Origin of the sequence: Cuneatibacter sp. NSJ-177, assembly GCF_022867805.1 — a bacterium.
Taxonomy (GTDB): domain Bacteria; phylum Bacillota; class Clostridia; order Lachnospirales; family Lachnospiraceae; genus Pseudolachnospira.
On the sequence record NZ_JALIFO010000012.1, the window covers coordinates 1 to 21,270 of the forward strand.

Here is a 21,270-nt window from a genome sequence, read left to right on the forward strand (position 1 = left end):
TCCGTCAGCGTATAGCTCCCGGTTGCTCCGCTTGCCATCTCATAAAGCTCACTCAGGCCGTCCGAAGCATCCTCCGGAATCACAGGAATTTCATGGTTCTCCTTCTTATTTCCATTCCCGTTCCCATTGTTCTTCTTCTCCGGCTCCACATAATCCAGCTGGAAGATCTTCTCCCCGTCCCCGTCATAGGTCGCGGCCAAAAGAATATGGCTGCCGTCGCTGACCGCCTTCAAACGGTTCTCCGCTGTATAGGTGTAGGTCTTCGTCTCAGTCCCGTCCGTCTCCGAAATCAGGTTCCCGTTGGCGTCGTACGTATACTCAGTGGTGGCCTGCTTTTCTTCCTTCTTGTTCTTATTCTTCGCCACCATCTCCGTGGTCTCCGCCTTCACCAGCTGATTGCTGTCGTTGTAGGTGTAGACCGTCTCGGAAATGAGCTCGCCCTTTAACGTCTCCTTCGCACGAATCCGGTTCCCTACCTCGTCATAGCTGTAGGTGTAAACCGTAGCTCCATAATTGGGATCCGTCTCCTCGCAGCCAATCAGGCGGTCGTTCTCGTCATAAGTATAGCTGCGGGTGGTCTCAATATAGCGGGCCTGGCCGTTTCCGTCCTTGTCATGCTTTCCGTTGTGCTTTAAGCCGTGGGGGTACAGTTCATCGTGCTTGTCGTCGTGTTTCCCGTCATGCTTGCTGTCGTAGAGGTAGCCCACCAGGGATTCCCCTGCGGTCTCGGAGGTGATATTTCCATTGTCGTCATAGGTATAGGCATAGGAGGAGATCACATCCCCGCACTCGGAGCAGACATTTTCCAGCAGAACGATCTGATCCAGCGCATCAAGGGTCACCCTGGTCTCGGTCTGGTTGGGGCGCACAGTTTTCACCAGACGGTTTCCGGCATCATATTCATAGGAAGTAATCTCCCCGTTCCGGTCCGTCACCTGCGTCAGATTTCCATTTAAATCATACTGATAAGAAACACTGGTGCCGTCTCCGTAGTCAATGGAAGCCAGATGGTCCGTCTCGTCATAAGCATAAGAAACGGTTTTGCCGCTTCCGCTGGTCACGGTGGCAATCCGGCCCAGAGCGTCGTAGGTATAGGCGCTGGTTCCGGTGGTATCCATCATGGAAAGCCGCTGGCCCGCGGTATCGTAGCCGTAGCGCACCGCTTCCTCGGCAGGATTTCCTTCCGCGTCCGTGTAGGACTTCTCGATCAGGCTGTTCAGCTTGTCATAGTCATAATGGATCTTAGATCCTCCCGGCATGGTATAGTCGGTCATCCGGCCCAGAGCATCGTAGGTATAGCTCTCGGTCCGCCCGGAGGCGTCGGTCAGCGTGGTCAGGTTGCCTTCCAGATCGTAGGTGTACCGGGTGGCGCGGCCCAGAGCATCCGTGTACTGGGTCAGCCAGTTCATGCTGTCGTAGGCGTAGAAGGTATCTCCGCCGCCGGGAATGGTCACCTGCGTCAGGTTGTCGTTCAGATCATAGGCGTAACGGCTGACCCGGCCGGTTTTGTCAGTGTAGGTCAGAATATTTCCGTGGCCGTCGTAGGTGTAGTTCTCCGTCTTTCCGTCCTTTCCGGTCCAGGAAGTCAGCCGGCTCAGAGTATCATAGGCCGCCGTCTCGGTGCGCCCCAGGGCATCCGTGGCCGAGACCTGACGGTTCAGAGCGTCGTAGCCGTAGGAAGTCTGATTGCCCATGGGATCTTTGATTCCGGTCAGGTTATAGTTCCCGTCGTAGGCATAGGTGGTCTTCCGGCCGCCGGACTGAAGAATTTCCTTCACATTGCCCACCGGATCATAGGTCAGTTCGTCGATCTTTCCTTCCGGATCAATGGCCTTCACCATCTGATCCGCCAGGTTGTAGACATACTGGTTGGTGCGGCCCAAAGGATCCGTCTCGGAAATCCGGTTGCCCGCCGCATCATAGGCGTACTGGGTCACGCCTCCCTCTGCATTGCTGGCGGTCAGCATCCGGTGCATCGAGTCGTAAGTGTAGCTGGTCTCGCGGCCCAGGCTGTCCTTTTCCTGAATCAGGTTGTCGCCGTCGTCATAAGTATAGGAAATTTCATAGCCGAGGGGCGTGGCGCTGGTGAGTATTCTTCCCATCTTGTCGTAGCTGTAGGTGTAAGCTCCGCCGTTGGCCTGGGTCAGCTTCGTGACCTGGCCGTTCAAGTCCACCTCATAGGAAGTCACATGGCCCAGCGGGTCCGTGGTGCTGGTCATCACCTGATGGGCATCGTAAGTATAGGAGGTCTTGGCTCCTCTGGGAGTGATCGCCTCCGTCAGGTTCCCCATCACGTCGTAGCGGTACTCGGTGATGAAATCCTCGTTTTCCTTGTATTTCAGCAGGTTATCCATGGCGTCATACAGGTACTCCACCGGATTTCCCATCGCATCGGTCATGGAAATCAGACGGCCCTTGGCATCGTAGCCGTAATGGGTCTCCTGCCCGTTTCCATCGGTGACGCAGGTCAGATTTCCCGCTTCGTCGTAGGCATAGCCCGTAGTAATTCCGTTTCCGTCTGTGATGCTGGTCAGATTTCCTGCTCCGTCATAGGTATAGGTGGTTTTGGCTCCCAGCGGATCCGTCGACTTCGCCAGGCGGCCAGCCCCGTCATAGACGTATTGGTTTACCGCCCCGTTTCCGGCCGTGATGGAGAGGACCTCTCCTGCCGGGCTGTATTCATAGGCAGTCACCGTGCCGTCCGCAGCCTCGGAGGATACGACCCGGTCCAAAGCGTCATAGGAGTATTTCGTCACCGCCCCGTCCGGATCCGTCTGGGAAACCAGGCGTCCGTCCGAGTCATAGGCGTATGTGGTCACGCGGCCCAGACTGTCGGTCTCAGACAGCAGGTTTCCGGCTACGTCGTAGGTGTACGCAAAGGAAGCTCCGGTGCTGTCCTCAGTGAGCGTCAGATTCCCCCGGCTGTCGTAAGAGAAGGTGGAGGCAAGACCGGCGGCATCCGTACTCTTTACCAGCTGGTTCAGAGTGTTGTATTCCATCGTGGTGACTCCGCCGTCGGGCGTGGTGACGGTCAGGTTGTTGCCGTTGGCATCATACGTATAACCGTAAGGGTTCCCGGCTGCGTCCACCGCGCCGATCCGGTTCCCCTGGATATCATAGGCAAACGTGGTGGTCCCTTCCATCGGGTCCACAGAGGACAAAAGGTTGCCCGCCGCGTCGTAGGTATAGACCTGGATGGATCCGGCTGCATTAGTGGAAGAGGTCAGGCGGTTGCTGGAATCGTAAGTATAAGTAGCCGTATTCCCGTTTCCGTCTGTGCTCTCGGTCAGGTTTCCGTTTCCGTCGTAGGCAAAGGTGGTGGTGATCCCTTCTCCGTCGGTCTTTTTCAGGATCCGTCCCATCCCATCGTACTGATAGGAAATGATCCGGCCGTTCTCATCGGTTTCCTGGACCCTGCGGTTTGCCTCATCGTAGACGTAGGAGCAGCTGCCGCCCATCGGGTCCGTGGAACGGATCAGGTTTCCGTTGGCATCGTAGGCATAGGTGTATACGGCATCGCCGGTGCTGGTGGAAATCAGGTTCCCGTTACCGTCGTAGCGCATCTCGGCCGTATTTCCCAGCGCATCCCGGTAAGAGCGGACCCGTCCCCTTCCGTCGTAGGCCGTCGCCTCCGAACTGCCGTCGGCGTACTGGATTTCAGTGACGTTTCCATTCCCGTCATAGGCGTAATGGGTGGTGTTCCCGGCCGCGTCCGTCAGGGTAATGGGCAGGTTTTTCACCGTGTCGTAGGTGTAGGATGTGACATTTCCATTGGCGTCGGTGACGCTGAGGCGGTTCCCATTGGCATCGTAGGTATAGGAAATCGTCCGACCGGCTGTGTCGGTTTCCGACCGTACGCGTCCTGCTGCATCCACTTCATAGGAGACTTCATTCCCCAAAACATCTGTCGCAGCAATCTTTTCCCCATTTTTATTGTAGGTAAAATGCTCTTCTCCGCCGTCCGGATACTGGACAAAAACCCGGTTTCCGACTGCGTCGTACCCGTACGAGGTTGTCTTTCCTCTTCCGTCGGTCTCCGAGATCAGGCGTCCCGCCCCATCGTAAGCATAGGAGGTGGAAGCTCCGGCCCCGTCAATGCTTTGGATCAGGCGGCCTTCCGCGTCATAGACCTGGACCGTTGTCTCCCCCAGGGCGTTTTCGCTGCTGGTGCAGCGGTTCATCCCGTTATAGCCGTACGTGGTGGTGTTCCCGGCCGCGTCGGTCATGGACGTCTGGCAAGCATTGTCCCACCCGTAGGTAATGGTATTTCCGTTTCCGCCGGTCTCCTTTGTCATCCGGCCCAGAGAGTCGTATTCATAGGAAATGCTGCTTCCGTCGGCGTAGGTGGTTTTCGTCCGGTTTCCGGCGCCGTCATACTCATAGAAGGTCGTATTTCCGGCGAAGTCGGTCTCGCTTAAAAGGAGGCTGCGGCTGTCGTACGTCCAGGCTGCGGAGGTTCCGTCCGCGCGGGTCTCCCCAGTCTTGTTCCCATTTCCATCATAGGAATAAGAGGTGGTGTTTCCGGCCGCGTCCGTCTCAGATGCCAGGCGGTTGGCGCCGTCATAGCTCTTTGTGACGCTGGTTCCGTCCGGATAATCGATGCGGGTGGTCCGGTACTGATCGTCATAGGTGTAGACGGTCCGGCGGCCTTCATTGTCCACCGTGACAGTCTGGCCTTCCCCGTACTCAAAAGACGCCGTGTTCCCGTTGGCGTCGGTCTGGGTGATGACCCGGCCGTTCTCGTCGTATTCGTTGGCCGTCACCCGGTTCCCGTTCTCGTCGTACCACTCAGTCATCCGGTGGGCTTCCTCATAGACGTAGGTGCAGGTGTCCCCGCTGGCGTTGGTGTAGGAGGTCAGATTACCGGCCTCATCATAGGCGTAGGAAAGTTCCGCTCCATCCGGGCGGGTGATCCCAGTGATCCGCCCGGAAGCGTCACAGGCGATGCCGTACACCGCGCCGGAAGGGGAAGTAATCCCATTCAGGTAGTAGGCCTCGTTATAGGAAAAGCTGGTGATCAAGCCTTTTTTGTCCGTGATTGACTGCAGCATGCCCCAGGAATCAAAAAGGTACTGATTCTTTGCCCCGTCGGTCAGGGTCCAGGACTCCGCATAGGAATTTCCTTCCTCATCCTGGGCGTAGGCAGGCCGGAGCACATAGTCGTAGCCGGCCGGCGCGTAGTAGGCCCCGTCTTCTCTCAGACTGAATACCAACGTACTCCCGTCGCCCCGCAGGTAAAGGACGCTTCCGTCCTCCCGAAGGCCCAGCCGCTGGTCATAGTCAAAGCTCCAGCCATAGCCGAACATCCCGCGGCTTTGGGATACGGAATTGTAGGTGCGCCCGACGGAGAACATGCCGCCGAGATCCGGCCGCTCCGCGTCCACCGCGTCAAAATAGAAATTTCCGGTGTTCAGGTTCACCGGTTCAAAGCCGAACTCGCAGTGAAGCCCGCGCCCCATCAAAGCCCGGTCGATATCCTGTTTGGTATCGTCTCCCAGCTCGCCGGGGTTAAAAGGCTCCTGGGTCTTCGGGTTCCGGACAAAAATGGTATTGTTTTCAATCAGCAGCGTGTCCTGCACTCGGTTGTCGCGCATCAGGGTGTCCAGGGGAACGCCGTAGTGGGCAGCAATGCGGGGCAGCGTATCGAACTGCTTTACCTGATAGATCAGGAACGAATCACTCTTTACTTCCCCGGATTTTTCTCCGTCCTTGGCGGCTGCCGCCGTAATCTGATAAACCTTGTCGCATTCCAGGTTGGAGAAGAGTCCTGTCTGCCAGTTGGAATCCAGGCTCTTATATTTGGTTCCGTCCGGGAACGTGGCCTGAAATTCCGTGCTGTCCGGGTACATGTAGTGGCCCTGGGCCTCCGTGACACCCACCATGGTGCTTCCGGTCAGCTGGTACGCCACCACCGCCTTTGCCGTGGCCAGGCCGTCGGCAAACACGCCGTCAAAGCGCAGCTTTCCGTCCACACTCTTTTCCGTGATCGGGCGCAGGTTGATGGTCACATCACCGATGGGCCGGTTTGCCAGCTCCGGGTCCGTGTCGTCGGGATTCACCTCGGTCCACTCGATGATGATCTGAGGCGCGGCGTCGGCGCTGGTGCGGTTATTGTACATAATCTCACACTGGGCATACTCGTCGATGGCCTTTAAGGCTAGGCCGTAGTCCGAAGCGATTCCCTGCACATGATTGTTGACATACTCGGTGATGTCAAAATTCATGTAGACGCCCTTCCCGGCCGGGAACTGGGACTGGATAAAGGTAAACGGAAAATCGATCTGCATATTCCAGGTCCAGGTCTTGGGATTCCAATCCGAGTCAATGGTATAGAGCCCGATTTCCGTGGTCCCGTTGCTGTAATTGGACCGGGGCGCGATCTGGAAGGTCGCCTTCTCGATCTTCGTATTCTCCCCCAGCTCGGAATAGTCGTAGTCAATGTCCACGAACAGCCGGGTCCGCAGGTTCTTCTTATGGTATTCCTCCCAGTTGGTCGAGGCAATCCCGTCGTCGTAGCCGACATACGGCCAGTCGTTGTCCATAATGGTATTGGGGCTACCTTCTTCCATCCCATAAAGTCCGATGGCGGAGGAAGGGATTGCGACCTGAGACGGGTCGATGCGGACCGGATAGACTCTGGCCTCATCCAAAATCCATTCGGCATCCGGCGTCACGGTCAGCGTGTAAATTCCGTTTTCCTCGACGAGGCTCAGAGAAATCTTGCTGCTGGAGGCGTCCGCCGCATCGGTCATCTCCGGCGCGCACAGGTAGAAAACCGGATCCTCCGCGCCCTCGGCGTAGACAAAGATACCGGCAGCCGTCTGTTCCAGCGTCATCCCTTCTTCCAGCTCCAGCCGGTAAGAATAGGAAACTGGCTCTTCCGGCACGAAAAGCAGCAGGATATCTTCTTTTAAAGAATGGTCGGTCACCGTATACTGCACATCGGCTCCCGGATAAACCGCATTGTAGCGGATTGCGTTATCTTTTACCACCGGGTTGCTGTAATCTCCCCCCAAAGGAATCATCCGGATCACATGTCCGTCCTTTTCCATCAAAATTCCTTCTTCCCCCACAGAAGACGGAATCATCACCCGGTACGCATTGGCCCCGTTGGTGTAGCTGGGCTCGCTGTCCGCGGCAAAGGTGGCAAAGGAGGTCAGAGTGTTGTCGATCAGCTGAACCTGGCCTTCCTCATCCTGATAGGTCCCGGCATTTCCGACGATAGTCCGGTAGGTGCCGTCCGAAAGCCGGTACGTGCGGCTGACTTCGTCAAAGCGGATCAGTTCGCCCTCCTCCGGCTCTTTTTGATACAGTTCTTCGGGCTCCGCCAATACCACGGGTTCCGTCTCCGTTGTCTCGGACGGATCCGCAGGTTCCGAGACGCTCTCCCCGGTCTCCGGTTCCCCAGAGGGATTCACGGGTGACGGTTCCCCCAAAGAAGGTTCCGGTGCCGTGCTCTCTTTGCCGTTCTCCGCCCCGGCGTCTTCCCCGGAAGTTTCCGGAGCCTGGCCTTCCGGCTGCCCTTTGCTCTCTCCGCCTTCTCCCTCCGCAGGCAAGGCCCCTTCTTCCGAGCCGTGGGAAGTCGCTGTGTTGGCGTCGATCAGCGCTTGCTTTTCCGTTTCGCTCACCAAAGGAGCTTCCTCCTCCGGCTGGATCAGACCGTTCGTATCGGTCAAAGCCTTTGGCTGAACAAAGCTGACTGTGCGCGGCTGGTTCCGGATCTCCGTCGCCGCCCAGACCATCAGGGGTTCTGTCCCCTGCAGGCCCATGGCTACCGTCAATAAAACCGCAAACAATGTCCTCCATCGTAAATGCCGTTTCCTCTTCATGTACATTCCTTCCTTTCTTTCTGGTTCATTCCCCTTCGTATGCCGTCTCGCAATCAAGCAACGTCTCTTTGCCGTTTAAACCTCCTCTCTTTCCTATTTCCTCTATTTTTGTAGAGGATTTATGTAAATGGAAGATGAACTTCCATTTATGGCTTGACATAACTGCCGTCCACCTGAATACCGGTTTCGCTGGTGTTTTCCACATAAAACCGGTATTTTCCGCCCTTTTGAATCGGAAAGGTATGGCAGATATAACCGCTCCCATTGACATAAAATACCTGCCCGTCCGGATCAATCACCCCTACCCTTATTGTCTGATTGGCAGGCTTTACGGAAACCATCACCTCAATCCGGCTCAGTTTTCCGCAGGAAAAACTGGGGCTGGCGTGCAGCTCTCCGGGCTTAGCGGCCCAGTCAAACGGAATGCTGGAACCCGGCACTTTTCCTTCCGGCCCAGCCTCCTCCACATACATAGATGCGCTGCCCGCGATCCGGCCATGGTGCTCGGTCAAAATTTCCACGCTCTCACTGAGTTCTTCCCTTTCCACAACAGTGGCTTTGTAAACCTGTTTGTATAAATCCAGCGCGCCTTCCGTAGCGGCCCAGACCGTTCCGGAACTGAGGACAAAAAACAGGCTCGCGCAGGCCGTGGGAAACCATCGCCCTTTTTTCTTTGCGTTCTGGTAGCTTTTGACCCGCTTGAGACGCCTTTCCAGATATTCTTCTCCGGTATAAAACAGAGACATATGGAAACCAAAATAGCCCTCTTCCACCGACAGCGTGCGTCCCGCAACAATATGATAGTATTCCTTTAAATTTCCATAGATCGACCCGCTTAGATAATCACAGCAAGCCTCACTCCACTCCCCCACTTCTTTCAAAAGCCTGCAGGCAAATGGATTAAACCACTGGAAACAGTGAACGAACTCAGCCAGATACCGCCACCGCGTATCATGTTTTTTGTAATGGATTACTTCATGGAGCAGCGCCGCCTTCTTTTCTTCTTCCTTCATTGGAAAAACGAGAGGAAAATAGATGTTCGGCCGCCAGAAACCATAGACCAGCGGGGTGGCAATGATGCTGCTGTAGCGCAGAGAAACCCTCTTTTTATCGATTCCAACACGGTTGCAGCACTCTTCCAGAAGCCGAAGATCCTTCTCCGAAGCGCACACCGAATGCTTCTGGATTTCCCGGCATTTTCTCTCCCATAACCACAGGTCTTTTCCCTTCCACAAAAAGCCGGTAAACCAAATCCATAAAAAAAACCAGCCCGCGCTCCTCATCACCTCAGAACTCAGATGAAGCCAGCCTGTCCAGCCAAAGACCGTTCTGCTCTCTTCCATCAGGGCGACAATTAAAACTGGAAGCAGATAAAACACGATGACGACTTTTAACAGGCGGTAAAACAGCAGGATATCATTGGACTTGACCAGCAAGCGTTTCAACAAGTACCAGACTCCCAGAATACATGTCCCGCTGATCGTATTGAACAAAATGGCTAGTAGAAAAAATTCATTCCAATTCATCAATCAATTCCTGTATTTTTTTCCTTTTTTCTTCTGTGTAATTTTGCCGCTGCACAAAAGCTGCCAGCAGGAGTTTCTTAGCCTCATCATCCCAAAAACGATTCAGCGTATCCGAATAGTTTTTCAGGAATTGCTCCTGGGACACCAGGTAATAATAATAGGAAGCCCCCTTTTTATAGGAATCTACATAGCCTTTTTCTCTCAGGCGGCTCAAAAATGTGTACACGGTCGAGCATTTATTGTCTTTATGAAATTTCCCCTTCAGTCCCCCGATAATTTCCTCCACTGACAGGGGGCGGTCCTCATCCCACAGACATTTCATCACCAGTAGCTCTCCGTCGGTAATATCCAACAAGTTCATGTTTCACCTCTTTTAAAATCTTTACTTTTGTAGAAATTTTACCATAAAATTGCATAATCCGCAAGCTGTAGTCTAATTTTTTTACAAAATGCAACAAATGTCACGGTCAGTTAACAAAAATAGCCGCAGGGTTTATTTATGAATACTGGGAATTTGAATACAATGATTACTGGAGTGAAAAATATGGATCAGATGAATAACGAGCAAAAAATAAAATTGAGCAAAAAGGGGAAAATTCACTTCGAAAATGTGGATTTCTATCTGGATCTCTTTGCCCACATCAAGTATTACCGGCAAAAGGCTGGGATCACGCAAGAAGAATTGGCGAGCCGGGCGGAACTTTCCCGGCCGTTTCTCAGCGCCCTGGAATCCAAGACACAGGTGCGGGGCATGACCATGGAAACCTTTTTTAGCATCTGCCGGGCTTTGGATGTTCCGCCTGCAAAATTTTTTGAACCGCTGCCGTAAAGAAGTGCAAGAGTGAGAGGTTTTCTTTTCAGTTGGGGAGCTTTGCTTCGCCGGCGGCAGTATGATTTATATTATTCCATTACGATTAACACAATCATGAAGAGTTCTTGCAGGATCTGGCGAATCATTGACTACTGTATTTCGTCCAAACCAGCCGAAAAGATATAATGGAATCTGTTCTCCTTTATAGGAGAATTTTTCTCCATTGTGTGAAAGAACTGCGGAAGCGAGGCGCTCTGCATCTTCCACATTTTCAAAAGGTGTAATCACAGAAAACGCATCACCGCCAATTCGGAAAATCTGCATTTTATTATTTGCATAGGTATGTATCCGCCGTACCGTTTCCATGAGTGCGAGATCTCCTGCATCACGTGAAATTTCATTGATAAATTCCATGTTGGAGACATCAAAACAAACAACAAAACAGTTTGGTGTGTTTTGAATAGCTTCTATCAAGGCTGATGATTGTCGAATAATATCACCTTCATGCAGCATCCAAGGTGTAAAAGTAGACTGTGCTCCTTTTCCTTTGCGATAGCTTGATGGCAGACAACAATTCACTCTGCGAAAAGCACGGCTGAAAACTTCGGTTGACCGATATCCGTATTTGCTCGCTAATTCAGAAATTGAAATGGAACTTGACATGAGTTCTGCCGCTGCCAGTGTCATTTTTCTTTTTGTTATGTATTCATTGACGCTATGACCAAATACATAACGAAAAAGTTTTTGAAGTGAAGATAATGAAACACAGGCGGCCCGTGCAATTTCTTTCTGGCTGCAATTTTCAAATATATGTGCTTCAATATATTCCAGGGCATTTTTTAGTTCATAATATTTTTCCATTTTGCACTTCTCTACCCTTCCGGTTAAATTATGTACATTGTATCATATATTTTATTTTTTGGAATTGATGATTTGAGCATTTTAGTTGATGTTTCGAGCATGTTATGGGCGTAAGCCTTGCTTTAATAGCAAATGTACAGTATCATGATAACATACTTTTTGCACTGCATTACATCCGTTTTCGGGGTGCGAGTTCAACAGTACAAACTGAGCAGGCGATGGTCAATCGACCATGGGGCTGGGTCGCTGATTGCGGCAGCAGATGATTTCACATCTGTGGGACAGTTGTATGTCTCATGGGTGTTTTTTTTACACTTTTATGGGAGCTCTCATGGGCATGTTTCTATAAAGAATTAATTTGAATAGGTGGCAGAATAGAAAAGGAGAAAAACCATGAATATGAATACGGACAGCACCATCCAGGAGCAAAACAATATAACCGAGAATATAATCATTAAAAAAGTGTCTTTCGTAGGTATTTTCGGTAATATCGTTTTGACAGCCTTTAAACTTTTTGCCGGAATTTTCGGCAAGTCCGGAGCTATGGTTTCAGATGCGGTTCATTCGCTTTCAGATGTGTTTGCCACGCTGATTGCATTTATCGGTGTGAAAATATCGAAACAGGATGCAGACAAGCAGCATCCTTATGGTCATGAGCGGATGGAATGTGTAGCTTCACTGATTTTAGGACTAATTTTACTGGTAACGGGATTGGGAATCGGAAAAGTCGGCCTTAGCAACATTTTTTCGGGCAATTACGAGAACCTGGCCATTCCTGGTACAATCGCACTGGTTGCGGCAGTGGTTTCGATTGTCACAAAAGAAGGAATGTACTGGTACACCAGGCATTATGCAAAAATTCTTAATTCACCTGCGTTTATGGCCGATGCATGGCATCATCGTTCAGATGCGTTTTCCTCCATTGGTTCCCTTATTGGTATTGCAGGTGCTATGCTGGGTTTCCCTGTTCTGGATAGCGCCGCAAGCGTAGTGATTTGTATATTCATTCTGAAGGTGTCTTACGATATCCTGAAAGGCGCGCTGGCTAATATGCTGGACACCTCCTGCGGCGATGAATATGAGAAAAAGCTGAAAGATTATGTTTCTGCACAGGAGGATGTTGTGCGTGTCGATGTCCTTCGCAGCCGTATGTTCGGCAGTAAAATATATATTGATTTGGAAATCGAGGTTGATGGCGACAAGTCCCTGCGTGAATCACATGCGGTTGCCGAGCGTGTCCATTCCAGTGTAGAACGAAATTTTACGGATATTAAACATATTATGATTCATGTGAATCCGGCAAATTAAATAAAGGCAGGCCGGTATTTATCTAAACATACCGGCCTGTATTATTTTCAAGATGAAGAAATCTCTCTGTCTCCCATGTGTTGATAAAATCTATGAGAAATAGAAATTACCGTTTAAGTATTCTCCGCCCCATTCATCGCCCCAACCAGCAGCCACCCCGGCCGGAATTCCCGTAGAAGATTCCAGACTCCGACGCCGCGAAGCCCGTATTCCTGGGCCAGGTTCAGCTTAGCCTGCCAGCTTCTTACATCCTCGAACCATACCTCATGCGTAACCCCTGCCCGCTGATAGGTGAAGGTCGGACTCTGCGCCGTCTCGTCCCATTGGATCTCCGCGCCATTCTCAGCGGCGATCCGGACCGCCTCCGTATTCCCAATGGTCTCCGCCCTTGTCACGCCGCGCTCAAAGGGAAGCGGCCAATCATAGGCATAGTTGGGGACCCCAAGAAAAATCTGATCCGGCGGAATCTCGGTCAGGGCATATTCCACCACCTCGCGGACTTTGTTGAGAGGGGCAACCGCCATCGGGGGGCCGTAGGTATACCCCCACTCATACGTCATCAAAAACACACTGTCCGCCGCCTCCCCCAGCAGCCGGTAATCCATCCCTTCATACAGCAGTCCCGGCTGGTCGGCGGAAGTTTTCGGGGCCAGCGCCACGGATACCGTCAGGCCGTCGGGCCGGACCGCCTCTCCCAGCCGCTCCACAAACACCGCATACTCCACACGGTTCTCCGGCAAGATATACTCAAAATCCACGTCGATTCCCCGGTACCCCTTTTCCAGGGCATTCCATCTCAGTCCGGCGATCACCCGGTCCTGGACTTCCAGATCTTCGACCAATACCTTCACCAGATTGTTATTGAACTGCCCATCCTCCCCGAACGGCGTCAGCACAAGGATGGAATTCAGGCCAAATTCCCTGGCCTGCTCCAAGATAGCCGTCTCATTCAAAGGGGGAATCAGCGTTCCTTCCATCGTAAAACCATAGGAAAAAATCAGAAGATCCTGGATTTCCAGAAAAGCTTCGTGTAAAGTAGCCGCTCTGGTGAAGGGGTAGCTGTAGGCGCTCATATCGAGCTGCACCGAAGGCTCGCCCTCATACCGGATGACCAAAGTCTCACCGGGAATCAAAGGACCCTGGTCCAGAATCCACGGGTTGTTTTGCATCAGCTGTTTCAGAGGAATGCCCTGGCTTTGGGATATTCCATAAATCGAATCGCCGGGCTTCACCGTATAGACAAGCTCCGGTATCAGGACAAGCAGCGCCTGGCCGGGCACCAGAAGGGCCGGGTCCGCCAACTGATTGTCATAGCGCAGACGCGCTTCGGATACTCCGTAGACGGCCGCAATGGATGCCAGCGTTTCGCCGCTTTTTACCACATGAAGGATCATTCTCTGCCTCGAAAAGAAGAAGTCATACTAAAGTATGCAGCGGCAAAGCCATTCCATTCGTCAGACCATCAAATTCGAGACATTCCGTCCTTTTTCTTTTCCTACCAAACCAGCGACACCGCGCAATACACCAAAAGCCCTGTCAATATCCCATTGACCAGCTTAAAATGGCGGTTGACGAACCCCCGGAAAAACGACCCGAACAGCGTCCAGCATCCGGTCCCGACAAAAGCTGCCGCCGAAAGGAATGCACTGAACAAAGCCAGGTGCAGCAAAGATTGATAAAAAGGCACGATAAAGGTGGCAAAGACAGAGATTCCGTAGAGGATCGTATTGGGATTGACAAATTGAAGAAGGGCGCCCTGAAGAAACAGGCTTCCCGATGTTTCTTTTCCCCCTCCCTCCACCGGCTTGCTGATCCAGGTCTGATAGGCAAGCCAGAGGATATAACCTGCGCCGATCCAGATCAGGACCGGCTGGACCGATGGAAAAACCCGCACTACTGTCAGGCTGAAAACGCTGCACAGCAGCATCACAAAAAACACTCCGGCGGAAATCCCAATATTAAACCGGATGCTTTTCTTTAGTTCATAGCGGCCGGCGTTGGACATGGAAATAATTGCGTTCGGTCCCGGAGAAACATTGGCGACCGCCACGTAAGACAAAAATGCGGCAAGATTCATCATCGGTTTTCTCTTCTTCGTTATGATGTGATGATGCACATATCCGTACCCTACCGTGCACATCCGAATTCATCATAACACGCCGGTAACTTACCGTCAATCGAATGGCACTCTCCTTTCGAATCAGCCGGACCCGATCTGGCGGAGACCAAGGAATGGCCCGCACTCCTTTTAAGGTCTGTCTCCTTCTGCCGCCTCATAAACTAGTAAAAACACTCCCAAGGAGCTGCGACGTGAAAATCCTGCTCTACCTCTCCGACTTGATCCTGCCTCTGGTTATCTTTTATGTGGTCTCCTACGGCCTTTCCCAAAACCGTCCGGTGTACGATGACTTTATCCACGGCGCCAAAAACGGGCTGAAAACCGTGGTGGAGATTGCCCCGACCCTGATCGGACTTCTGACCGCCGTCAGCGTCCTTCGCGCCTCCGGACTTCTGGACCTGCTGGCCCACTGCCTGTCCGGCCTGACCGACTGGTTCCGGATTCCCAGCGCCTTGGTGCCGCTGATCCTGGTCCGCATGTTTTCCTCTTCCGCAGCCAATGGGCTGGTTACAGACATTTTCTCCAACTACGGCCCGGATTCTACCATTGGAATGGCAGCCTCCATCCTGATGAGCTGCACCGAGACCATTTTTTACACCATGAGCGTGTACTTTATCGCGGCAAAGGTGAAGAAAACCCGCTACACGCTGGCCGGCGCGCTGCTCGCCACCGTGGCAGGCGTTGCGGCCAGTATCTTTCTTGCCGGGCGGCTCGCCTACTAAGGCGCTGCCCTTGCTGAAAGATCAAGAAGAGGCCAAACAGCCAGCCTGGATTGAAAATCGGGCTGGCTGCTTTTTCGTGAGACAGAGGGAAACCGTCAATACCAGCGGACCATCGGAAGCTCGTTGTTGACCCCCTTGGTCGCCAGCACTTGATGCAGGTCAATGACCCCATTGTGGAACGTGGCGGCGCAGGCGGAAAGATAGAGATCCCACATCCGCGCAAACCGTTCGTCAAACATTTTCCGTACCTCCGGCAAATGCTCTCTGAAATTTTTTTCCCAGCACAGAAGCGTCCGGTTGTAATGGAGGCGCAGGTTCTCCACATCCTGCACGTGAAAATCATCTTCGCCCATAAAGTAGATGATCTCCCGCAGGCTCGGCACCATGCCGCCGGGAAAAATATATTTTTTTGTCCAGGGATCCCCGGGGTATTCTTTTCTGGCACTGATAAAATGGAGGAGAAATACGCCGCCCTCCTTTAACACCTGATGAACCGCATGAATGAAAAGCGGATAATTGTCCCGGCCGACATGCTCCACCATGCCGACGCTGACCACCCGATCAAAGACCCGGCCGGATTTGGGAAGATCCCGGTAATCCATCAATTTTACTTCCAGGTAGTCCTGTAGGTTCTCCGCCTCGATCCGGCGCTGAAATTCCTGATACTGTTCTTTGCTCAGGGTGATGCCGGTCCCGCGGATCCGGTATTTTTTCGCCGCTTCGATCAGCAAAAATCCCCAGCCGCAGCCGATATCCAACAGCGTCATGCCTTCTTTCAGACACAGTTTTTCCAGGATATAATCCACCTTGTTCACCTGAGCCTGGTAAAGGGTGTCCTCCGGATTTTTAAAGTATCCGCAGGAATAACTCAGCGTTTCATCCAGCCAAAGCCGGTAAAAATCATTGCCGATATCATAATGGCTCGACACCTCTCGTTCCTGGTTCTTCTTCGAGGTGGATGTATGAATCAACTTTTTCAAGGCTTTGGTATCCGCGGAAAACCGGTCCATCTGCCCTAGGAAATGATCCAGAGCTTCATAGAGATCCCCGTCGATTTCCAGATCGCCGTCCATATAGGCCTCCCCCAGCGCCAGGGAAGTGCTGGAAAGAAGCTTTGTCAAAGGTATTGCCTTTTTAAAAATCACGCGGAAAGCCGGTTCTCCCTCTCCAATCGGATACTCATGTTCCACAAATTTCACGAGGAACGGATGGTCGGAAAACTTGCCCAGAAACTGTACCATCTCTTTTTCTTCCAATGCTTCAAACATTTTTTAACTCCTTTTTTGTGAATTGCCTGATCTGCGCTTCGCTGCATAACCGTATACGTTGGTATTCTTGCCTTCTATTTCCATATTTACACCATTTTTATAATGACTCATTTCGTTTTAAAAGAACCGGCGCTAACGCCAGCTGTTTTTTCTTGATTTTTTATATTTCTTTCTATACAATATGGGAAAAAGGGATCGAAATGCCTGGCCGTCAGGTATCCATAACATCAGAAAGGAAACCAATGATAAAAATACAGCAGGACCTCTTTTCTATCCGGCAAATCTGTGAATCCGGGCAGTGCTTCCGGCTGCGCCCGATGGAAGAAAACCGTTACAGCCTCGTTGCACTGGGCCGGTACTTAGAGCTGGCGCAAGAGGGGGATGCCGTCACATTTTACTGCTCCCCCGAAGAATACGATGCGATATGGAAAAATTATTTTGATTTGGACGCCGACTATGGCCGGTATCAGGACTTGGCCCACAGCGGAAGCGCTTATCTCATCGAGGCCGCCGGTTTTGGCCGGGGCATCCGGATTCTGCGCCAGGACCTCTGGGAAATGACCGTCTCTTTTATCATCTCTCAGCAAAACAACATCAAACGGATCAAAAAGTGCATTGATTTTCTCTGTGAACGGTATGGAGAAAAGAAATATTCCGGTGATAAAGCCTACTATGACTTTCCAAAGGCCGCCGTTCTGGCGGACGCGGATCTGGACGGCCTTTGCGCCTGCAATCTGGGGTACCGAAGCCGTTACATCCGGGAGACCGCCCGCAGCGTCCGGGACCGGGAAATCAGTTGGGACAGCCTGGCTGATCTGGATTACGCCGATGCCAAGGCCGAGCTGATGAAGCTCTCCGGCGTCGGGACCAAAGTGGCCGACTGTATCTGCCTGTTCGGGCTGCATCACCTGGATGCCTTCCCGGTTGACACCCACATCCGGCAGGTGCTGGATAAGGAATACCCGGACGGCTTTCCCTACGAGTCTTTTCCCGGATTCTCCGGCATCTTGCAGCAATATATTTTCTACTATGACTTGAAGAAGGGGGAAATCTCCCAGTAACGGTGGTTTTCTCTACCGCATCTTTCCCTCCCCATGGTTTCCCGCCGGGATCGACGCAATATGGAACTGCTGCCGAAACAGGCCCGGCGCAATGCCGATCCGTTTTTTAAACGCACTGGAGAAATGATTGATATTGGGGTATCCCACCATCTCGGCGATTGTACCGATGGGCAGCATGGTGGACAAAAGCAGATGCTGGGATTCGCCGATCCTCCGGTTAATCAGATAATTGATCGGGGAAATTCCCACCTCCATCTTAATGATATGACTCAGATAATCCGTGCTGATAAAAAACTCCCTGGCCAAAACCTCCAGCGTCAGCGGAAGCATGTAGTGATTGTCAATATAATGGATAATCTCTTTCGCCAGATTGCTGGCCTGGGATGCCTCAAGGCTCTTCGGCAGATCGCCGATCCGGTCGTCCACAAAGGAAAGGATCGTACAGATCGCATGCTGGCAGATGTTGTACGTATTCTTGCTGGGGGAGGTGCAGGCGTCCAGGATCAGGCGGAAACACCCGTCGATAAAATCTCCGGACCGGCCCACTGGAATCACCGGGGTCAGATTGTCCGGGATGATCTGGTTAAAGGCTCTGTTTTTTAGTTGCAGCTCCCGGAAAGCGCAGGACCACCGTTCCACCGGTTCTTCCCGGTCGGAGCAGGCCGCATGCACGACTCCGGCATTTAGGATCAGGATATCCCCTTTACTGACGGTATAGGATTTGGTGTCGATGGTATAGTAAGCCTTGCCCTGATTAATATAGAGCACCTCGCACCACTCCGTGTGCTTCACCGGCGCAATGGTCCAGTCGGGATTCCCGGACACATGACTGATAAACGAGATATTGGGCAGATCGCTGCCGGCGAATATCTCATTCTTTGTTCCCTCCATATAGATCTTTCTCATAAAATCCGTCCTTTCCCCCATTTCTCATTTTCATCCTAGCATGATTCTTTTTTTCTGGCAAGCGGTCAAATTCCCAGTTATGGGACAGCTGTTTTAAATCCTGCGCCCTTTTCCGGCCGCCGCCAAGCGAGCGCAGCCGGAATAACAAGATATTAATAATGAACTGTGAAAACCCCGAAAAACCCCCGGTTTTCCGCCCGGATTTCAACGATATCTTCGATATACACGCCAAGGTTTCTGTGATAATATTTTTAATAATAGAACAATGTATATTTTACATGATAACTTAGCAGATTTCAGTGGAATTTATTGGTAGAAATATGAAAATCAAAGAAAATATTTATATGTTGGAATGTACCAGAAAAAAGGTGCTTTATCATGGCCGGGAATGCGACTCCATGGTGTACGCGGTCCTGGAACCGGACGGCGTCAGTCTGATCGATTCCGGCTTCCCTCCTTTTTCCTATGATATCCTGGAGGAGATTCGCCTGCTGGGGCAGCACCGCCTTCCTTTAAAACAGATCCTTCTGACCCATGCGGATCTGGACCACATCGGGAACGCGGCCTGGCTCCAGGAAAAGACCGGCTGCACGGTCTGGATCTCCCGGCTGGAAAAGGATTATCTCACCGGGGAGCGGGAGCGCCTTCCCAATAAACAAAAAATGTGCGAGGAGTTCCATCTCCAGCTTCCCCACATAGAATTTTACCCGGATTCCAGTGCTGTCGGCGAGTTTCAGATTTTGGATACACCGGGCCATTCGGCCGGACATGTCTGCCTCCTCTACCGTCAGGTCCTGTTCGGCGGGGACCTGTTTTCGATCTCAGGCGGTGTCTTTTCCGGAGCAAATCCGGAATGGACAGAGGATCCGGTCCTGGCTGGCCAATCGCTGGAACGGCTTCGCAGTTTAAAGTTTACCATGCTTTGTCCGGGCCACGGGATCCCGGATAAAAGGAGAAACTACCTATAATCAGTCAATCGTCGGAAACTATACGCTCCCGCCAAAGGAGCGTATGCAGCAACGATTCTGCCATTCTATCATAGGAGGAAGCAACAAATGAAAAAATTGCTCAGATGGCTGGATGAACGCTTTGAAGAAACCGTCCTGGGCGGGTTTCTCATCCTGATTACCCTGGTCATTTTTCTACAGGTGATCATGCGTTACGTCCTGTCCCACGCGCTGTCCTGGCCGGAAGAATTCACCCGGTATTGCCTGGTCTGCTCCACGCTCCTTTCCCTGAGCTACTGTATCCGCTACCGGATCAATCTCCGCGTGGATATCCTGGTGAAATACCTGCCGGAAACGGCCCGGAAAGTCCTGGAGTTCCTGGTTCAGCTGCTGTCGCTGGGATTGTACTCTTACCTGTTTTATCACTCCTTCTCCACAGTCCAACTGTCTCTGAACAGCAAACAGGTCAGCACCGCCATGGGCTTTCCCATGTATCTCCTTTACGGCTGGGGCACCGCCTGTTTCGGCCTTGCCATCATCCGCTCCATACAAGATATCATCCGTACGTTTCGGAATAAGGAGGAAAAGCAATTATGACAATCCTGGTATTCGCTCTCTTGGTCGTCCTGCTGATCTGCTCCGTGCCGATCGCCGTGGCCCTGGGATCGGCCGTCGTGGTGCCCGCCCTGGTGGATCCCAACTTTCTGACCTCCGAGGCCTACATCATCCGCTCCATCATCAGCGGAGTGGACAGCACGCCCCTTCTCGCCATCCCGCTCTTCGTCCTTTCCGGAGCAATCATGGCAAAGGGCGGGATCTCCAAAAAACTGTTTGATATCTGCGCCTGCTTTCTCGGAGAACGGACCGGCGGCATGCCCTGCGCCGTGATCCTGACCTGCCTCTTCTACGGGGCCATCTCCGGCTCCGGTCCGGCCACCTGCGCCGCGGTCGGCGCCATGGCGATACCGGTCTTAACTTCCCTGGGCTATGAGACCCTGTTTGCAGCCGCGGTCGTGGCAGCCGCCTCCGGGCTTGGCGTCATCATTCCTCCCAGCATTCCGTTCATTCTCTGGGGACTGGGAACCGGCGCATCCGTCGGCGATATGTTTGTCGCCGGTATTATCCCCGGCATTCTGATCGCCTTCTGCCTGATGGGCTACGCCTACTTTTACTGCCGCCGCCACGGGGAAGATAAGGAAAAGATTGCCGCCAATTATGCGAATCTGAAAAACCGCGGCCGCCTGTCCGTGATCAAAGATGGGTTCTGGGCTCTGCTGACCCCGGTCATTATCCTGGGCGGGATTTACTCCGGCGCGGTCACACCGACCGAAGCCGCGTGCATCTCCGTGATCTACTCCCTGGTGGTTTCTATCTTTATCTACCGGTCGCTGAAACCAGGGGAGGTCTGGCGTGAGATCTGCGATTCCGTCCGCTCCTATGCGCCGATTCTGGCTCTGATCGCTCTGGCCAGCGCGTTCAGCCGGGTTTTGACATTGATTGGCGCTCCCGCCATGCTGGCAGAATACCTGTTAAATAACTTCTCCACCCGCGCCGCCTTCCTGATCGCGCTCAACCTGATTTTGCTGATCCTCGGCATGCTGATCGACGTGGGACCTGCGATCGTAATCATCGGCCCCCTGCTCTCTCCCATTGCGGCGGCCCTGAACATCGACATTGTTCATCTCGGCATCATTGTGGTGGTCAACCTGGCAATCGGCTTCGTCTCCCCGCCTTTTGGGCTGAACCTGTTTGTAGCAAGCCCTCTGGCTAATGTGCCGGTCGGCGCCCTGGGGAAGAAATGTATTCCGTTTACCCTTTGTTTTATCGCCGCATTGCTGTTGATCACATTTATACCGGCCATCTCACTGGCCCTTTGATTGTTACTTTTGAAGCAACCATATAACCGAAACAT

At 52.5% G+C, this 21,270-nt stretch carries 15 protein-coding genes and 1 riboswitch; of the genes, 7 read left to right on the plus strand and 8 right to left on the minus strand.

Annotated features, from left to right (window positions below):
* The 3 genes from MUB23_RS15990 to MUB23_RS16000 form a co-directional block, all read right to left on the minus strand.
* Positions 1-7,829: DUF6531 domain-containing protein (locus tag MUB23_RS15990; protein ID WP_244801750.1), on the minus strand; the 7,829-nt coding region annotated here is incomplete at its 3' end.
* A gap of 146 nt (positions 7,830-7,975) precedes the next feature.
* Positions 7,976-9,355 (minus strand): M56 family metallopeptidase, encoded by a 1,380-nt coding sequence (locus tag MUB23_RS15995; RefSeq protein WP_244801752.1) that lies wholly within the window; start codon positions 9,353-9,355, stop codon positions 7,976-7,978.
* A complete protein-coding gene (locus MUB23_RS16000) occupies positions 9,342-9,716 on the minus strand; it encodes a BlaI/MecI/CopY family transcriptional regulator (RefSeq protein WP_244801753.1) in 375 nt (124 codons plus the stop codon). The genes MUB23_RS15995 and MUB23_RS16000 overlap by 14 nt, the downstream gene beginning before the upstream one ends.
* A gap of 183 nt (positions 9,717-9,899) precedes the next feature.
* Here MUB23_RS16000 and MUB23_RS16005 point away from each other — a divergent pair, with 183 nt between their 5' ends.
* Positions 9,900-10,184, plus strand: a complete 285-nt coding sequence (locus tag MUB23_RS16005) for a helix-turn-helix domain-containing protein (protein WP_244801755.1) — start codon at positions 9,900-9,902, stop codon at positions 10,182-10,184.
* A 66-nt stretch (positions 10,185-10,250) separates the two neighbouring features.
* Here the strand turns inward: MUB23_RS16005 and MUB23_RS16010 are convergent, their stop codons facing one another.
* A complete protein-coding gene (locus MUB23_RS16010; RefSeq protein ID WP_244801757.1) occupies positions 10,251-11,027 on the minus strand; it encodes a helix-turn-helix domain-containing protein in 777 nt (258 codons plus the stop codon).
* 197 nt (positions 11,028-11,224) lie between these two features.
* A riboswitch (NiCo riboswitch) is annotated at positions 11,225-11,314 on the plus strand.
* 106 nt (positions 11,315-11,420) lie between these two features.
* On the opposite strand from MUB23_RS16010, the gene MUB23_RS16015 reads away from it, so the two are divergent.
* Positions 11,421-12,335 (plus strand): cation diffusion facilitator family transporter, encoded by a 915-nt coding sequence (locus tag MUB23_RS16015; RefSeq protein WP_330641914.1) that lies wholly within the window; start codon positions 11,421-11,423, stop codon positions 12,333-12,335.
* A 113-nt stretch (positions 12,336-12,448) separates the two neighbouring features.
* On the opposite strand, the gene MUB23_RS16020 is transcribed toward MUB23_RS16015, so the two are convergent.
* The gene (locus tag MUB23_RS16020; RefSeq protein WP_244801759.1) at positions 12,449-13,729 is read right to left on the minus strand and encodes a glycosyl hydrolase family 18 protein; all 1,281 of its coding nucleotides are present in this window, start codon (positions 13,727-13,729) and stop codon (positions 12,449-12,451) included.
* 101 nt (positions 13,730-13,830) lie between these two features.
* Complete coding sequence (locus tag MUB23_RS16025) at positions 13,831-14,415, minus strand: LysE family transporter (RefSeq protein ID WP_244801760.1); 585 nt, start codon at positions 14,413-14,415, stop codon at positions 13,831-13,833.
* Between the two features lie 230 nt (positions 14,416-14,645).
* Here MUB23_RS16025 and MUB23_RS16030 point away from each other — a divergent pair, with 230 nt between their 5' ends.
* Entirely contained in the window at positions 14,646-15,176 is a 531-nt protein-coding gene (locus tag MUB23_RS16030) for a spore maturation protein (RefSeq protein ID WP_244801761.1), read from the plus strand.
* Between the two features lie 95 nt (positions 15,177-15,271).
* Here the strand turns inward: MUB23_RS16030 and MUB23_RS16035 are convergent, their stop codons facing one another.
* On the minus strand, positions 15,272-16,444 hold the full coding sequence (locus tag MUB23_RS16035) for an SAM-dependent methyltransferase (protein WP_244801762.1): 1,173 nt from the start codon (positions 16,442-16,444) through the stop codon (positions 15,272-15,274).
* A gap of 242 nt (positions 16,445-16,686) precedes the next feature.
* Between MUB23_RS16035 and MUB23_RS16040 the strand changes: the two genes are divergently transcribed.
* Positions 16,687-17,505 (plus strand): DNA-3-methyladenine glycosylase family protein, encoded by an 819-nt coding sequence (locus MUB23_RS16040; RefSeq protein ID WP_244801763.1) that lies wholly within the window; start codon positions 16,687-16,689, stop codon positions 17,503-17,505.
* 12 nt (positions 17,506-17,517) lie between these two features.
* On the opposite strand, the gene MUB23_RS16045 is transcribed toward MUB23_RS16040, so the two are convergent.
* Entirely contained in the window at positions 17,518-18,411 is an 894-nt protein-coding gene (locus MUB23_RS16045) for a helix-turn-helix domain-containing protein (RefSeq protein ID WP_244801764.1), read from the minus strand.
* A gap of 320 nt (positions 18,412-18,731) precedes the next feature.
* Here MUB23_RS16045 and MUB23_RS16050 point away from each other — a divergent pair, with 320 nt between their 5' ends.
* The 3 genes from MUB23_RS16050 to MUB23_RS16060 all read left to right on the plus strand — a co-directional run bounded on the left by MUB23_RS16050 (position 18,732) and on the right by MUB23_RS16060 (position 21,235).
* The gene (locus tag MUB23_RS16050) at positions 18,732-19,379 is read left to right on the plus strand and encodes an MBL fold metallo-hydrolase (protein ID WP_244801765.1); all 648 of its coding nucleotides are present in this window, start codon (positions 18,732-18,734) and stop codon (positions 19,377-19,379) included.
* A gap of 87 nt (positions 19,380-19,466) precedes the next feature.
* Positions 19,467-19,955 (plus strand): TRAP transporter small permease, encoded by a 489-nt coding sequence (locus MUB23_RS16055; protein WP_244801766.1) that lies wholly within the window; start codon positions 19,467-19,469, stop codon positions 19,953-19,955.
* Positions 19,949-21,235, plus strand: a complete 1,287-nt coding sequence (locus MUB23_RS16060) for a TRAP transporter large permease (RefSeq protein ID WP_244801793.1) — start codon at positions 19,949-19,951, stop codon at positions 21,233-21,235. The genes MUB23_RS16055 and MUB23_RS16060 overlap by 7 nt, the downstream gene beginning before the upstream one ends.
* Positions 21,236-21,270: the final 35 nt, after the last annotated feature.

Excerpts from the sequence above, each read along its gene's own strand:
- MUB23_RS16020 (WP_244801759.1), bottom strand. The coding sequence starts at position 13,729 with ATGATCCTTCATGTGGTAAAAAGCGGCGAAACGCTGGCATCCATTGCG.
- MUB23_RS16015 (WP_330641914.1), top strand. The coding sequence starts at position 11,421 with ATGAATATGAATACGGACAGCACCATCCAGGAGCAAAACAATATAACC.
- MUB23_RS16050 (WP_244801765.1), top strand. The coding sequence starts at position 18,732 with ATGAAAATCAAAGAAAATATTTATATGTTGGAATGTACCAGAAAAAAG.
- MUB23_RS16010 (WP_244801757.1), bottom strand. The coding sequence starts at position 11,027 with ATGGAAAAATATTATGAACTAAAAAATGCCCTGGAATATATTGAAGCA.
- MUB23_RS16005 (WP_244801755.1), top strand. The coding sequence starts at position 9,900 with ATGGATCAGATGAATAACGAGCAAAAAATAAAATTGAGCAAAAAGGGG.
- MUB23_RS16025 (WP_244801760.1), bottom strand. The coding sequence starts at position 14,415 with ATGATGAATCTTGCCGCATTTTTGTCTTACGTGGCGGTCGCCAATGTT.
- MUB23_RS16035 (WP_244801762.1), bottom strand. The coding sequence starts at position 16,444 with ATGTTTGAAGCATTGGAAGAAAAAGAGATGGTACAGTTTCTGGGCAAG.
- MUB23_RS16045 (WP_244801764.1), bottom strand. The coding sequence starts at position 18,411 with ATGAGAAAGATCTATATGGAGGGAACAAAGAATGAGATATTCGCCGGC.
- MUB23_RS16055 (WP_244801766.1), top strand. The coding sequence starts at position 19,467 with ATGAAAAAATTGCTCAGATGGCTGGATGAACGCTTTGAAGAAACCGTC.
- MUB23_RS16040 (WP_244801763.1), top strand. The coding sequence starts at position 16,687 with ATGATAAAAATACAGCAGGACCTCTTTTCTATCCGGCAAATCTGTGAA.
- MUB23_RS16000 (WP_244801753.1), bottom strand. The coding sequence starts at position 9,716 with ATGAACTTGTTGGATATTACCGACGGAGAGCTACTGGTGATGAAATGT.
- MUB23_RS15995 (WP_244801752.1), bottom strand. The coding sequence starts at position 9,355 with ATGAATTGGAATGAATTTTTTCTACTAGCCATTTTGTTCAATACGATC.